12 protein-coding genes and 1 pseudogene are annotated in these 14,901 nt (G+C 35.7%); 10 read left to right on the top strand and 3 right to left on the bottom strand.

The annotated features are described in order from the left end of the window. The first annotated feature begins 9 nt into the window (after nt 1-9). Nucleotides 10-450 carry a TPM domain-containing protein gene (locus P700755_RS03800; RefSeq protein WP_015023428.1) on the top strand — a complete coding sequence of 147 codons (441 nt, stop codon included), beginning with the start codon at nt 10-12 and terminating at the stop codon, nt 448-450. A gap of 3 nt (nt 451-453) precedes the next feature. Then, the gene (locus P700755_RS03805; protein WP_015023429.1) at nt 454-1,263 is read left to right on the top strand and encodes a TPM domain-containing protein; all 810 of its coding nucleotides are present in this window, start codon (nt 454-456) and stop codon (nt 1,261-1,263) included. Nucleotides 1,264-1,361: 98 nt separating this feature from the next. Here the strand turns inward: P700755_RS03805 and der are convergent, their stop codons facing one another. Continuing rightward, complete coding sequence (gene der / locus P700755_RS03810; RefSeq protein ID WP_015023430.1) at nt 1,362-2,666, bottom strand: ribosome biogenesis GTPase Der; 1,305 nt, start codon at nt 2,664-2,666, stop codon at nt 1,362-1,364. Between the two features lie 498 nt (nt 2,667-3,164). Further along, nucleotides 3,165-4,058: a GTPase Era gene (gene era, locus P700755_RS03815; protein ID WP_041758132.1), complete on the bottom strand. Its 894-nt coding sequence runs from the start codon at nt 4,056-4,058 to the stop codon at nt 3,165-3,167. A 310-nt stretch (nt 4,059-4,368) separates the two neighbouring features. On the opposite strand from era, the gene P700755_RS03820 reads away from it, so the two are divergent. The 3 genes from P700755_RS03820 to P700755_RS21185 all read left to right on the top strand — a co-directional run bounded on the left by P700755_RS03820 (nt 4,369) and on the right by P700755_RS21185 (nt 6,892). Then, a complete protein-coding gene (locus P700755_RS03820) occupies nt 4,369-4,896 on the top strand; it encodes a DUF3575 domain-containing protein (protein WP_015023432.1) in 528 nt (175 codons plus the stop codon). 209 nt (nt 4,897-5,105) lie between these two features. Further along, nucleotides 5,106-6,566 (top strand): AsmA family protein, encoded by a 1,461-nt coding sequence (locus P700755_RS03825; protein WP_015023433.1) that lies wholly within the window; start codon nt 5,106-5,108, stop codon nt 6,564-6,566. Between the two features lie 113 nt (nt 6,567-6,679). Continuing rightward, nucleotides 6,680-6,892 (top strand): tyrosine-type recombinase/integrase, encoded by a 213-nt coding sequence (locus P700755_RS21185; protein ID WP_425357618.1) that lies wholly within the window; start codon nt 6,680-6,682, stop codon nt 6,890-6,892. Between the two features lie 361 nt (nt 6,893-7,253). On the opposite strand, the pseudogene P700755_RS20545 reads toward P700755_RS21185, so the two are convergent. Further along, nucleotides 7,254-7,820: pseudogene (locus P700755_RS20545) on the bottom strand (tyrosine-type recombinase/integrase). A gap of 871 nt (nt 7,821-8,691) precedes the next feature. Between P700755_RS20545 and P700755_RS03830 the strand changes: the two are divergent. The 5 genes from P700755_RS03830 to P700755_RS03850 all read left to right on the top strand — a co-directional run bounded on the left by P700755_RS03830 (nt 8,692) and on the right by P700755_RS03850 (nt 14,834). Next, nucleotides 8,692-10,209, top strand: a complete 1,518-nt coding sequence (locus tag P700755_RS03830) for a T9SS type A sorting domain-containing protein (RefSeq protein ID WP_015023434.1) — start codon at nt 8,692-8,694, stop codon at nt 10,207-10,209. 211 nt (nt 10,210-10,420) lie between these two features. Continuing rightward, on the top strand, nt 10,421-11,290 hold the full coding sequence (locus P700755_RS03835) for a hypothetical protein (protein WP_015023435.1): 870 nt from the start codon (nt 10,421-10,423) through the stop codon (nt 11,288-11,290). Between the two features lie 6 nt (nt 11,291-11,296). Then, on the top strand, nt 11,297-12,163 hold the full coding sequence (locus tag P700755_RS03840; protein ID WP_015023436.1) for a hypothetical protein: 867 nt from the start codon (nt 11,297-11,299) through the stop codon (nt 12,161-12,163). 6 nt (nt 12,164-12,169) lie between these two features. Further along, nucleotides 12,170-12,787, top strand: coding sequence for a hypothetical protein (locus tag P700755_RS03845; protein ID WP_015023437.1), 618 nt, complete (start codon nt 12,170-12,172; stop codon nt 12,785-12,787). A 520-nt stretch (nt 12,788-13,307) separates the two neighbouring features. Then, on the top strand, nt 13,308-14,834 hold the full coding sequence (locus P700755_RS03850) for a T9SS type A sorting domain-containing protein (protein WP_015023438.1): 1,527 nt from the start codon (nt 13,308-13,310) through the stop codon (nt 14,832-14,834). The last annotated feature ends 67 nt before the right edge of the window (nt 14,835-14,901 follow it).

Below are 14,901 nucleotides of genomic sequence, written 5' to 3' on the forward strand. Positions count from 1 at the left end.
ATTAGTATTATGACAAAAGTATCTGAATTTATTACTCCAACCGATGAGCAGGACATTATAGAGGCGATAAAAAAAGCTGAATTAAATACGTCTGGAGAGATTAGAGTTCACATAGAAGTAAAATGTCCTAAAGAGGACAGGTTTGAAAGGGCTTTGGAGGTTTTTCAAGAACTCAATATGCATAAAACAGAACTCTCCAATGGTGTTTTAATATACGTTTCTGTAGAGGATCATCAACTCGTAATCCTCGGAGATAAAGGCATAAACGAAGTAGTACCCAAAGGGTTTTGGGAAAGCACAAGGGACGAAATCTTAAGCGAATTCAAACAGAATGAATATAAAACAGGCTTAGTGAAAGGGATTCATGAAGCTGGCGAACAACTGAAGCAACATTTCCCTTGCCAATCTGGCGATATTAACGAACTCGACAATGACATTTCTAAAGTCTAATTTATGAAGTTATCACACACACTATTAGTACTCTCTACCTTATTCCTTAGCTTTTTAAGTTTTGAAGGTTATTCTCAAATTGAAATTCCACAAAAACCTTCTAAAGAAATGGCTGTTTATGACGGTGCCAAATTCTTTAAGGATAATGAGGTGAGACAACTTAGGCAGAAGTTAGAAAATTATGCAGATACAACCTCTACTCAGATTGTAGTGGCGACCATAAATACATTAAATGGAGAATATATAGGAACGTATGCTGCTGAGTGGGCGCAAAAATGGGAAATCGGTCAAAAAGAAGAAGATAACGGACTTCTGATTTTGATATCCAAAGCAGATAGTAAGATCTGGATCACAACGGGTTATGGTTTAGAAGAATATCTTACTGATGCGACAACAAAAACAATTATAGAAAACATTATACTCCCTGAGTTTAGAAAAGCTAACTATTATGAAGGTTTAGACAAAGGTACCAACGCAATTTTCGAAGTTCTTGCTGGAAATTTTGAGGGCTCTAAAGTTCAAAAATCATCTAAAGACAATTCATGGCCTTTTGCTATATTACCTATTATCATTTTTATTGTCATTGTCATCTTTGCAAGGAGAAGAAAAAAAGGTGGTGGGCCAGGAAAAGGAAATAGAAACTCTTCACCAAATTTACTAGACATTCTTATCCTCAGTAGTTTAGGAAGTAGCATGGGAGGTGGTGGCTTTGGCGGAGGATCTTCTGGAGGCTTTGGCGGAGGCGGCGGTGGTTTCGGCGGCGGCTTTGGCGGCGGCGGTTTCGGTGGAGGTGGTGCTGGTGGAAGCTGGTAGTTTTAAACCTTATAGATTTCAGTATATTTCTCACTAAAAAGCCCTTTAAAACATATGTTTTAAAGGGCTTTTTAGTTTGGTCTATAAATTCAAAAAAATTATTTTTTCCTCATATAAATAGAAACAGGAACACCGTTAAAATTAAATTCCTGTCTTAGTTTATTTTCAATAAAACGTTTATAAGAATCCTTCACATACTGAGGAAGATTACAGAAAAAAGCAAATTGAGGTTGGGGAGTCGGCAATTGAGTAATGTATTTAATCTTTACATACTTACCTTTAAGTGCAGGCGGAGGATTTGCTGCTATAATAGGGAGTAAAATATCATTCAACACCCGAGTTTTAATTTTTGTACTTCGGTTTTTATAAACCTCTACAGCTGTTTCTATAGCTTTATAAATTCTTTGCTTGTTCAATACCGATATAAAAACAATAGGCACATCTACAAATGGAGAAATTTCTTCTCTGACCTTAGCTTCAAAATCTTTCATGGTGTTGGTCTCTTTTTTTACCAAATCCCATTTATTGACAAGGATAACTATACCCTTTCTGTTTTTTTCTGCTAACCAAAAAATACTTTGTACTTGGCTATCAAATCCTCGTGAGGCATCCATAACAATTAAACAAACATCTGAATTTTCTATAGCTCTCACACTTCGCATGACAGAATAGAACTCAAGATCTTCTTTGACTTTAGCTTTTCTTCGAATTCCTGCCGTGTCTACAAGCTTAAAGTCAAACCCGAACCTAGTGTAACGTGTATCTATAGAATCTCTAGTCGTTCCAGGAATATCGGTAACGATATATCGGTCTTCACCAATAAGAGCATTGATAAAAGAGGATTTTCCTGCATTAGGTCTACCGACTACTGCAAATTTTGGTAGGTCTTCTTCTTCCTCCAGCTCGCGTTCTGGCAACTTCTCTACTACAGCATCTAGAAGTTCACCTGTACCACTACCACTGGTTGCTGAAATAGAATAATATTCCCCTAAGCCTAAATTGTAAAACTCAAGAGCATCTGTTCTGTTTTTGTTGGAATCTACCTTATTCACACACAACACAACGGGTTTATTGATTTTACGTAGAAGTTTTGAAACGTCTTCATCCATAGGGGTTATCCCTGTAATCACATCGACTACAAAAATAATTACATCTGCTTCATCTATAGCAAGCTCAACTTGTTTGTCGATTTCCTTTTCAAAAACATCATCACTTCCTATGACATATCCACCTGTATCTATTAAAGTAAATTCACGCCCATTCCAATCCGATTTACCATAGTGCCTATCTCGTGTTACTCCACTCGCAGAGTCCACAATGGCTTCTCTACGTTTTATCATTCGATTAAAAAGGGTAGATTTTCCTACGTTTGGTCGACCTACAACGGCTACAATACTATTCATTTCTGTAATTTTAATAATTTGCAAAGATACAATATATTGTCTAGCTATTTCATTTAAGAATTAAAATGGTTTATGGATTATAATTTCTCATAAAAAACAGTTTAAAAGGTAAAGTAAAAAAGCCTTCATCTTTATATTCAGAATGAAGATCCATTTCAGATATAAAAAAGTTACAATTATAATCCTTGATTTTGAAATTGTAATTTTATCGTCTTTTAAAACAATTTTATAAGCTGAAAACACTTCAGAATATGGTATATCAGTCACAGATCTTAACACTAAGATTCTAATTAAAATCTTAGTGTTCGAGAAAGATTTTGCCAAAGTCAACTCTTGGACTTAAAGATACCTATAAGGGTTTTAAGTCGGTTGTGACTTTGAATTTGAGATGTCTAATAGAAGAAAAATCACTAAAGATAAACTCGTTTTAGAGCTGCCAATACCCAAAAAATACCAAGCCAAAATAAACTTGGAATGGAAAGTATTTAGGTAAAGTAGCTAGTCTTGGTTATATCCGAAGCGCCTAAGTTGCTTACCATCGTTTCTCCAATTCTTATTTACTTTTACATAAGTTTCCAGATGAATTTTTTTATCAAAAAACTTCTCTAAATCTTTTCTAGATTCGGTTCCAACACGCTTTATAGCAGAGCCTTTGTGACCTAGAATAATAGCCTTCTGAGATTCGCGCTCTACCATAATAACGCTACGGATGTGGATAATAGAGTCGCTTTCTTCAAAACTTTCTGTTTCCACCTCTACGCTATAGGGAATTTCTTTTTTATAATGAATCAGGATTTTTTCTCGAATTTTCTCATTGACAAAAAATCGTTCTGGTTTATCTGTTAATTGATCTTTGGGATAAAAAGCAGGGGACTCTGGTAACAGTTCTAAAATACGATTAAAAACTTCGGTGACTCCAAAGTTTTCCAGGGCCGATATAGCAAAGATCTCAGCATTTGGCAATTGCTCTTGCCAATGCTTTTGTTGAGATAACAATAGCTCCTCATTTCCTTTATCTATTTTATTAAGAAGTAACAAAACTGGCATTTCAGCATGCTGAAGTTTTGTAAAAAATGACTCGTCCTTAAGTGCTTTTTCACCGATTTCGACCAAATATAAAAGCACATCTGCATCTTGAAAGGCCGATTTTACAAAATCCATCATAGAATTTTGTAAACCATAAGCAGGCTTTATAATTCCAGGAGTATCACTTAATACCATTTGAAAATCTTCCCCATTAACAATTCCAAGAATTCTATGACGAGTGGTTTGGGCTTTGCTCGTAATAATAGAAAGCTTCTCCCCTACAAAGGCATTCATCAAGGTGGATTTCCCTACGTTTGGATTTCCAATGATATTTACAAATCCGGCTTTATGTGTTTTTGCTTCGATGATAATTAAATTTATTTTCTACAAAAATAGACAATTAGTAACAACTCATAGCTAATACCAATTTAAACCTATAATGTCGCAATAAATCGTTTTACCGATATGAATTCGGCACAGGCTTTTTTCGCCTGCTTTTTATCAAAAATAATTACCGTAACTAAGCTATGCTAGTCATTTTTAACTACAATAAATCAAAAAACCTGTGCTGGGCTACGTCGTAGTCTAACTCAATTTATTTATACAACATTATAAATTTAATTTGGTATGACAAACTAAGGTCGATATCTTATATTTACTTTAAAATAACCTCTCAATGAAAAAAATACTTCCTGCAATCGTCATTTTCTTTTCTGTAAGTGCTTCTGCGCAATCTGAATATACATTATCTTACGCTGAATCTCACGAACCGAAAATCAATATTGGCTATTTAATTCTAGGCAACTTTGATGTCACTTATGAATATCTTATTAATGAAGAGTCTGGTGTAGGGGTAAACCTTATGGTTCCAATCGATGACTACATCGATTGGAATATAAATTATAATCTTACAGGATACTACAGGTTTTATTTTGGGGAAAATTATGCAGAGGGATTTTTTGGTGAAATTTTCACAAATTTAAATAGTGTCGAAGATAGGATTGAAGTTGAAGGAGAAAGACAGAATAAAGACATCACCGATTTGGCTCTTGGATTTAGCGGGGGCTATAAACTTGTCTCTAGCAGAGGTATGATCTTAGAAGCTTTTCTTGGTGGAGGTCGTAACTTGTTTAGCGAATATAATTCTCAACGTAATTTTGACTTTGTTTTAAGAGCTGGACTTAACGTGGGCTATAGATTCTGATTTTTCTAAAATTGGATACATTCATAAATAGCTTACTCATAAAAACTACTTCTATCTTAACTTTAGATGATAAACTTCACTCATTACTTGACTTTAAGTAATGGGTGAAGTTTTATGATTAATTTTCAATTTACTTCTATAAAGATTGATGCCTAAAGTGAGGCTGAACCCTATTTTTGAGTAATTTCAAAAGCCCAATTAAATTTAAAATGAAAAAAACTCTATCCTATATTGTCATTCTATCTTCACTATTTGTCATTGGCTTTATTATTGCCGATTTCATTATCTCCAATAAAGTAAAAAAAAGACTTAGCAAAGAGCCCTCAATATCCTACACTAGCTTTAACGTGAATGTACTTACGGGAAGTCTAGAACTAGAAGGATTTAAATTCTATGATTCTATCAAAGATATTCAGGCAGACTATATTTATTTGAATGTGGATGTGTTGCACTATACTCTGGAAAAGGACATCAAAATTGAAAACCTTGAAGTAAAAGGTCTTAATCTGAAATACAATACTGCTTTAGCTAAAGTAGAAAATAATAAAAACACTCTAGACGCAGCTTCTTCAGTAGAAATTAAAGCTATAAAAATCAGCCAATCTTCTGTTGAATACACGACGGCAAAAGGCAAAAGACTTCGTATCAACGAGATAGATTTAGCAGCCAAAAATGCCCGATGGCCTTTGGACATGAACTTCGACTGGCTTATGGACGACTCTTTTACTATAAAAGCAAAAGACTTACATTATGATCTAGACGACCTACACGATCTAACTATTGACGATTTCAGCTTTAAAAATAGAAAAGTAGACTTTAAAAATTTCAAAATAAAACCAAAGTACACACAGCAATCCTACATCAAACATATCAAGGTAGAAAAGGATTTAATGGATCTGGATGCCAAATTGATAAGCCTTGAGGGAGTAGAACTAGGTCAAAACGAAGACAAACTTCAGCTCTCCTTAGATAAAATTCTTATAGATTCCACCAATTTCAATATCTACAGAGATAAGACCATAGCAGATGACACTTCCTATAAGCCTCTATATAGCGAATCACTAAGGGACTTAGAATTTGATCTCTTAGTAGATTCCATACTGGTTTCTAAGTTAGATATCAACTATCAGGAATTATTCCATACAGACCGGCCTCCAGGGGACATAAATTTTGAAACTATAGATGTTCAAATCACCAACTTACATAGCGGCATCAACAAAGAAAACTCTGAGATAGCGGTGATCGCTTCAGGGAAATTATCTAAACAGTCTCAGATTTTATTCACTATGAGTTTGAATCCAAATCAAGAAAGATTTAAGGTTTCAACACTCATAAAGGATGTGGAGGATAGCTCTTTGAATACATTTTTCGCTCCTGCCATGCGAATGAAATTAGAGGGGAAGATCAATAGAATTGAAACAGCGTTTACGGGAACAAATTCTGAAGCAAAAGGAGAATTCAGAATTGCCTATAAAAATCTTAAATTAAAGATTCTTAATAAAAGAGGAGGCGAAAATCATTTTGCGAGTTTACTGAGCAATGTATTTGTGAACAATAAGGATGTCGATGAAACTATTAAAATAGATAAGGTGAAAAGAGATACAACCAAGTCGTTTTGGAATTATCTCTGGAAAATTCACCTAAAGGGCCTAAAACAATCGCTTTTATAAAATTCTATTGAAAAATAGAACTTTTTAAACAGTTTTCCTATAAAGAAAGTCATCAAAATACCAGTAAAACCGACCCTTTAGATGATTCCTAGAAGATTTTCAGGGGAAGGCTAATTATTATTCAAGGGAAAGGAGGTAAAGATAGAATGATACCAATTCATCCAGATTTAGAGTTATATCTTAAGAACTATATCGCAATAAAAAAGAAGCCTACAGAGTATTTATTTTCCAGTATTCATTCGAATAAACCATTAACAAATAAGAATTTTCACACGATTTTCAGAAAGACAAGACGCATGTCTCAAATTAGTTTTAAGCCCCACTAGTTAATACCAAATTAGACCTATAATGACGCAATAAATCGTTTTACCGATATGAATTCGGTACAGGCTTTTTTCGCCTGCTTTTCATCAAAAATAATTACCGTAGGTAAGGCTATGCTAATTATTTTTGATTTCAATGAATCAAAAAACCTGTGCTGAGCTAAGTCGTAGTATAATTCAATTTATTCATACGGCATTATAAATATAATTTGGTATAAGTCATACATTTGGTAAATTTTAAATTGAAGCTGACCTCAACCCCTTTAATCTTGAGCGCTTGATGGGTCATTCAAGTATTGAAAAGACACAAATTTATGTATATGTAGGGGATAAAAACCTTAAAAAGAGTTTTCAAAAAACGAAACTAATATAGTGGGTGTTTACTTATTTGCTCTTGCAAATGAGTAACAGTAGCGGATAGATAAATAGTAGTTGTTTTTATATCACTATGACCGAGTAGGCGAGACACACTAAACAAATTACAACCTGCTTCAAGCATTAAAATAGCAAACGTATAACGAAGTAAGTGAGCGTGAATATCTACGCCAGACTTCTCTTTAATTTTTTAAAAAGCCGTTTAATAACCCTTTCCTCGTTTTTCCTTTGCTAATAGGTGAGACGAAAAAATGAACGCTTCTAGCATTAATTTTTGAAGGAATTAAAGCGTATTGTTCTAAATATTTTTAAGTTGGCTGTTAATAGGAATCATACGGTCTTTTCTTCCTTTCCCTGCTTCAATAAAAATTACATTTTCTTTAATATTTACATCATTAATTTTTAAGTTAAGTAACTCTTGGTGTCGAATGCCAGTAAATAAGAAAACTGCAAGAATTGCAAAGGCTCTTGGCTTTTCGTACGTATGATAATATAGATAACATTTTGCACAATCAAGAACAAGCGTAGATTGTTCTCTAGTTAAATGTTTTGGGATTTTTGTTTTTAATTTGGTACAAGAATATCAAGAGCAGGATTCTCTTTTATATGCCCTCGTTTTACACACCATTTTAAAAATAATCTCAAATTTCCTAATCGAGTTCGCATAGTTTTGGCAGACCAATTCTTTTCATATTTACCCTTAATAAGCGAGTCTTCTATGAGACTTTGTATTATTTCTTATATGTGATGTATTCCTGTTTGTTTCAGAAAATAATTAATCACTTCTTTAAACCATTTTATGGTTCGAGGTGTATTATTTTTAAAAACAGTCTGGCATTGGCAGAACTCTTAATGAAGCTGTAAAATAGATTTCATAGGACTATCGGGTAAAACCTGATGGTCACCATTTATATAAATTTTTTATTCAAATGCCACTTTAACGCCGTATTAATCGAATTGTGGTTGCGGAGTTAGGATTCGAACCTACGACCTTCTGGTTATGAGCCAGTCTCCGTCTTGAGAAAAGCTGCAAAGCACGATTTTAGTTTGATTAATGGCTTTTTCGTTATATAAAACTTTATTTTAATAAAGACCATCGGGCTAATTGTAAGCAGATGAGCTTAGTATGTCTATTTTTTAGTTTTATATGCTCATTAAATTTGACTTTTTACTATATTTATACTTTAAAAAACTTTTGTTACGGGAAAATTAAGCTGAGGTGCCGGAGTATTAGGTATTAATTCTATGGGAAGCGTCGATGCTGAAAGTGCTGAAAAACAAAATAAGGTAACCGCAAAAACTGAATCAAATCTCGCGAAATAATAACCAACGCACGCTCTCCACAAAATAAAAACAAAAATAAACTTGACAAAAATAAACTTTACTCGTAATAATTATATAGTAACATAACATAAAAACAATTACTCATGACAACAATCAACGAACAGTTCGGCAACTTAGGCGAAACTATTAAAGATGTTTCAGGAGAATTTTTGGACAAGTTAATTGCCGTCTCGGGACTCAGCAAGACCCAAGTCATGATGATTGTTTTTGGGGCGAGTAGTTTGGGCGTGATAGCCCAAACAAATCCAGCCTTTGGTTCTGGATATAATCTAGTACAATGTGATATAGATAATGCCTCTGGCTCAAACCAAGACGCAGGATTAATATCAAACCTTGTCGCGGCTAATGATATCATGAATCAGGATCAGAGAACTGATGAATTAACAGTAGTAGGGAGAATTGTAGATGATAATTTTGATGCTAATCAACCGATTGATGATACAAATAATACCCCAATTCTCAAATCAACATCAACCTCAACTGCTACAGCTTACCGAAACTATATTATTGCCCAAGGGCGATCTAATGCTAATGTTCACTGGTTACAGACTAATACTTTCTTCCCTGATGCCGGAGCTGCCTCAGCAGGAAGATTTCAAGGATTTAACGCAGCAGCCGGAGGTGCCGTTGCTTTGTCTAACTACATAAACGTTTCACATGAGCTAACGAGCGGTCATGGAGCACTCGCTGGACATAACCAAGGGGGATCATTTCCTGCCGAGCAAAGCATTGACGATAATGGTACACCCAATGACCCAACTGATGATCTATATATAGCTGCTGGCACAAAAAAAAGCCAATTAAAAGTTACTGGTGAAGGGACTCAATCGAGTGTTGCAACTGGTCCCGTGGCCACAAGCAATGCTATTGATGGTTATGTGTACTACAAATCTAGAAGTGGGGCTCAAGAACGTGTTCTTGCCACAGATGTATCTAGCGGGACTACGGACAATACCTTTGATCTCATTTATGATGATTATACCGCTACACAGCCAAACAGAGTCCATAATCAAGGAAATCCTGAAGACGTAGCTGAATCAACTGTAACGGTAGACACCGTAAATGGAACCTTTAGCCTCGATGATATTTCTGAGTACAATGAGAGTTATCCTTTACTCAAAGCAGAGGATGGAACAGTATTAGCAACCATCGATGACGTGTATCGTCTCTATATTTATGATGATACTGATACCAGTGATGGAGCCCATCTAAATCCAGTAGGAATTGATTTTAAAAGTAGACCAAACATTGAGTATACCGCCTATAGTAGTGACCCCAGTACGCTAAGCTATAGAGTTATGAATGTTTCTCAAAACGTTCTCAATAACACAATGGTAACCCTCGGCACCAAAAATAACCAAGAAATCCCAGAATTTAAGATGTACCCAAATCCAGCAACTGAGAGTATAAATATAGAAGCAAATACACCATTAGATGACATCGAAGTCTACGACATGACAGGAAAACGTGTCATAGAAGTAAATCCACAAGGAGCAACTGAGATAACTGTACCTCTAGATCGTCTCCAATCTGGAATGTATATCATGCATGTCTATGACAAAAATGGTGGTAAAAAAGCCACAAAGTTGATAAAAGAATAGTTAACGAACGTATAAAAGAATAAAATCTCGCGAGATTCTTGCGAGATTTTTTATGGATTTAAATAAAACCTTTAGGTTTTTATATTTTAAAATAATAATAAAAAATCGCGGAATTCTCTCCTGCGTCATGACAAAAACTTGCCGAACAAGTTTATTAATGCTATACTAGATTTGACTTTTAGTATATTTATACTTTTTAAAACAAGTAATTATGGGAAAATTAAGCCAGGCTGCCGGAGTATTAGGTGTTACATTAGCAACGATGAGCGTAAATGCTGACACCCTTGATAAATATACTAATAAAAATGAAGCAGATGTGAAAAAAAATCTCACCGAATTATTCGCGGATATTACAACTGATACAAAAAATGATACCTCTGACGCAACTGCAGAGGTTTTCAAACGCATTAAACCAGAATTCACTCCCAAGGAACGTGCGATGATCACCAATGTGTCAACAAAGCTCGCTACACTCCGTGACGCTGTCCTCACTGCCACAAGTGATGATGAACGTACTGTAGCCCAAACCAGTCTGGACACCTTTCGAGCAACTGACCCAGAATTTGCAAAACTTGTAACCAAAAGAGCCGAATTACTCGCAAAAGCTGTCGAAGAAAAAAGGCTAGCTCGATATATTTTGACGGTTCCTGACCAAATATCTGACAGTCCCAGCCAAGAAACGCGTAATCAACATCGCAAATTCGCTAGCGACCACATTGACAATGAAACTGATTATAGAATCCTATACCGAAAACTTTCGTTTTTGGAGGCAAAAGACGGTATATCTACTATCGAAAATAAATCACCAGTTGTTGTTGCCTGGGAAAAAGAACACCACATGGAGATTGTAAGTCAAAGCGGAAAAATACGCGTATTTCATAATCGACAAAAAGTCAGTACGTTACTCTATCCCAAAGACTACACATCTCATTCAATAAATGTATCGGGAGAAACACTTGTATTTACCTACAGTGATGCAATAAAAGAAAACAATGTAATTTTGTATTACCTAGAAAATAATAACTTAATGGAAAAAACTGAAAACTCTGGCACAAGTGCTTTATTTGAAGTTTCAAATTAATTAATTATGAAAGGATTATTCAAGACAAGCATAGCGATAGCTACACTAGCCACATTAGCTGTAAACGCTGAAAGTGTTGAGGAACACAATGCGATGAAGGCAGAAATACACAATAATTTAAGCGCTAAAGCAAACATCATTAAGAATGATGTTTTAACTGTTACCAAAGAAAATTTAAAACGCATTAAACCAGAATTCACTCCCAAGGAACGTGCGATGATCAAAAATGTATCGACAAAGCTCGCTACACTTCGTGACGCTGTCCTCACAGCCACAAGTGATGATGAACGGACTACCGCCCAAACCAGTCTGGATAACTTTCGAGCAACTGACCCAGAACTTGCAAAACTTGTCATCAAAAGAGCTGAATTACTCGCAAAAGCTGACGAGGAAAAAAGGCTAGCTCGATATATTCTAACGGTTCCTGACCAATTATCTGACAGCCCCAGCCAAGAAACGCTTGCAGACCATGATAAATTCTCTGACGACCATTCTGACAAGGCCATTGCTTACAATAATATGGCGAGAAAACTTTCGTTTTTGGAGGCAAAAAACGGTATATCTACTATCGAAAATAAATCAGCAGAGGTTGTCGCTTGGGAAAAAGAACACCACATGGAGATCACAGAAAACAAAGAATGGCGGTCTATAGTTGTGGTACATAATGGAAACACTAAACCTGTTAGTAATATTGTATCTATAAGCAGGATAAAAGGAACTCCATCAATAAATGTATCGGGAGAAACTCTTGTATTTACCTACAGTGATGCAATAAAAGAAAACAATGTAATTTTGTATTACCTAGAAAATAATAACTTAATGCAAAAAACTGAAAACTCTGGCACGCGACCATTATTTGAAGTTTCAAATTAATTAATTATGAAAGGATTATTCAAGACAAGCATAGCGATAGCTACACTAGCCACATTAGCTGTAAACGCTGAAAGTTTTGAGGAACACAATGCGATGAAGGCAGAAATACACAATAATTTAAGCGCTAAAGCAAACATCATTAAGAATGATGTTTTTACTGTTACCAAAGAAAATTTAAAACGCATTAAACCAGAATTCACTCCCAAGGAACGTGCGATGATCAAAAATGTATCAACCACACTGTCGACACTTCGTGACGCTGTACTCAAGGCCACAAGTGATGATGAACGGACTACCGCCCAAACCAGTCTGGACACCTTTCGAGCAACTGACCCAGAACTTGCAAAACTTGTCATCAAAAGAGCTGAATTACTAGCAGAAGCTGACGAGGAAAAAAGGCTAGCTCGATATATTCTAACGGTTCCTGACCAATTATCTGACAGCCCCAGCCAAGAAACGCTTAATCAATATCACAAATTCTCTAGCGACCACATTGACAATGAAACTGATTATAGAATCCTATACCGAAAACTTTCGTTTTTGGAGGCAAAAGACGGTATATCTACTATCGAAAATAAATCAGCAGCGGTTGTCGCTAGATTTGAGTTTCAACGAGTAGACTGATTAGTTACAATTTTTTATTCAAATGCCACTTTAACGCCGTATTAATCGAATTGTGGTTGCGGAGTTAGGATTCGAACCTACGACCTTCTGGTTATGAGCCAGTCTCCGTCTTGAGAAAAGCTGCAAAGCACGATTTTAGTTTGATTAATAACTTTTTCGTTATATAAAACTTTATTTTAATAAAGACCATCGGGCTAATTGTAAGCAGATGAGTTTAGTATGTCTATTTTTTAGTTTTATATGCTCATTAAATTTGACTTTTTACTATATTTATACTTTAAAAAACTTTTGTTACGGGAAAATTAAGCTGAGGTGCCGGAGTATTAGGTATTATTTCTATGGGAAGCGTCGATGCTGAAAGTGCTGAAAAACAAAATAAGGTAACCGCAAAAACTGAATTAAATCTCGCGAAATAATAACCAACTCACGCTCTCCACAAAATAAAGACAAAAATAAACTTGACAAAAATAAACTTTACTCGTAATAATTATATAGTAACATAACATAAAAACAATTACTCATGACAACAATCAACGAACAGTTCGGCAACTTAGGCGAAACTATTAAAGATGTTTCAGGAGAATTTTTGGACAAGTTAATTGCCGTCTCGGGACTCAGCAAGACCCAAGTCATGATGATTGTTTTTGGGGCGAGTAGTTTGGGCGTGATAGCCCAAACAAATCCAGCCTTTGGTTCTGGATATAATCTAGTACAATGTGATATAGATAATGCCTCTGGCTCAAACCAAGACGCAGGATTAATATCAAACCTTGTCGCGGCTAATGATATCATGAATCAGGATCAGAGAACTGATGAATTAACAGTAGTAGGGAGAATTGTAGATGATAATTTTGATGCTAATCAACCGATTGATGATACAAATAATACCCCAATTCTCAAATCAACAGCAACCTCAACTGCTACAGCTTACCGAAACTATATTATTGCCCAAGGGCGATCTAATGCTAATCTTCACTGGTTACAGACTAATACTTTCTTCCCTGATGCCGGAGCTGCCTCAGCAGGAAGATTTCAAGGATTTAACGCAGCAGTCGGAGGTGCCGTTGCTTTGTCTAACTACATAAAAGTTCCACATGAGCTAACGAGCGGTCATGCAGCACTCGCTGGACATAACCAAGGGGCATTATTTCCTGCCGAGCAAAGCATTGACGATAATGGTACACCCAATGACCCAACTGATGATCTGTATATAGCTGCTGGCACAAAAAGAACCCAATTAAAATTTACTGGTGGAGGGGCTCAATCGAGTGTTGCAACTGGTCCCGTGGCCACAAGCAATGCTATTGATGGTTATGTGTACTACAAATCTAGAACTGGGGCTCAAGAACGTGTTCTTGCCACAGATGTATCTAGCGGGACTACGGACAATACCTTTGATCTCATTTATGATGATTATACCGCTACACAGCCAAACAGAGTCCATAATCAAGGAAATCCTGAAGACGTAGCTGAATCAACTGTAACGGTAGACACCGTAAATGGAACCTTTAGCCTCGATGATATTTCTGAGTACAATGAGAGTTATCCTTTACTCAAAGCAGAGGATGGAACAGTATTAGCAACCATCGATGATGTGTATCGTCTCTATATTTATGATGATACTGATACCAGTGATGGAGCCCATCTAAATCCAGTAGGAATTGATTTTAAAAGTAGACCAAACATTGATTATACCGCTTATAGTAGTGACCCCAGTACGCTAAGCTATAGAGTTATGAATGTTTCTCAAAACGTTCTCAATAACCCAATAGCAACCCTCAGCACCGAAAATAACCAAGAAATCGAGGGATTTAAAATGTATCCAAACCCAGCAACAACAGAAGTAACCCTAAGTATAACAAAAGGGCAAACTATTAAAACTATCGAAATATTTAGCAGCAATGGACGACTTATAAGCCAAGTGTCTCCCCTGAGTCTCAATGAAAAAGAAACCATTGATATAAGCAATCTGGCTTCTGGAATGTATATCGTCATAGCTACTAACCAAGACGGACGCACATCAAGAGAGAAACTCCTCAAAAAATAAGAAGAAGCAACATATCAATCAAGAACCAAAGAGTTCAAATGTAGAGACCACACTAAGAGACCACGTT

This window comes from Psychroflexus torquis ATCC 700755 (assembly GCF_000153485.2).
Taxonomy (GTDB): domain Bacteria; phylum Bacteroidota; class Bacteroidia; order Flavobacteriales; family Flavobacteriaceae; genus Psychroflexus; species Psychroflexus torquis.

What these genes read in the sequence shown, in the direction of transcription:
- P700755_RS03800 (WP_015023428.1), top strand. Translation starts at nt 10, where the DNA reads ATGACAAAAGTATCTGAATTTATTACTCCAACCGATGAGCAGGACATT.
- P700755_RS03805 (WP_015023429.1), top strand. Translation starts at nt 454, where the DNA reads ATGAAGTTATCACACACACTATTAGTACTCTCTACCTTATTCCTTAGC.
- der (WP_015023430.1), bottom strand. Translation starts at nt 2,666, where the DNA reads ATGAATAGTATTGTAGCCGTTGTAGGTCGACCAAACGTAGGAAAATCT.
- P700755_RS03820 (WP_015023432.1), top strand. Translation starts at nt 4,369, where the DNA reads ATGAAAAAAATACTTCCTGCAATCGTCATTTTCTTTTCTGTAAGTGCT.
- P700755_RS03825 (WP_015023433.1), top strand. Translation starts at nt 5,106, where the DNA reads ATGAAAAAAACTCTATCCTATATTGTCATTCTATCTTCACTATTTGTC.
- P700755_RS03830 (WP_015023434.1), top strand. Translation starts at nt 8,692, where the DNA reads ATGACAACAATCAACGAACAGTTCGGCAACTTAGGCGAAACTATTAAA.
- P700755_RS03835 (WP_015023435.1), top strand. Translation starts at nt 10,421, where the DNA reads ATGGGAAAATTAAGCCAGGCTGCCGGAGTATTAGGTGTTACATTAGCA.
- P700755_RS03840 (WP_015023436.1), top strand. Translation starts at nt 11,297, where the DNA reads ATGAAAGGATTATTCAAGACAAGCATAGCGATAGCTACACTAGCCACA.
- P700755_RS03845 (WP_015023437.1), top strand. Translation starts at nt 12,170, where the DNA reads ATGAAAGGATTATTCAAGACAAGCATAGCGATAGCTACACTAGCCACA.
- P700755_RS03850 (WP_015023438.1), top strand. Translation starts at nt 13,308, where the DNA reads ATGACAACAATCAACGAACAGTTCGGCAACTTAGGCGAAACTATTAAA.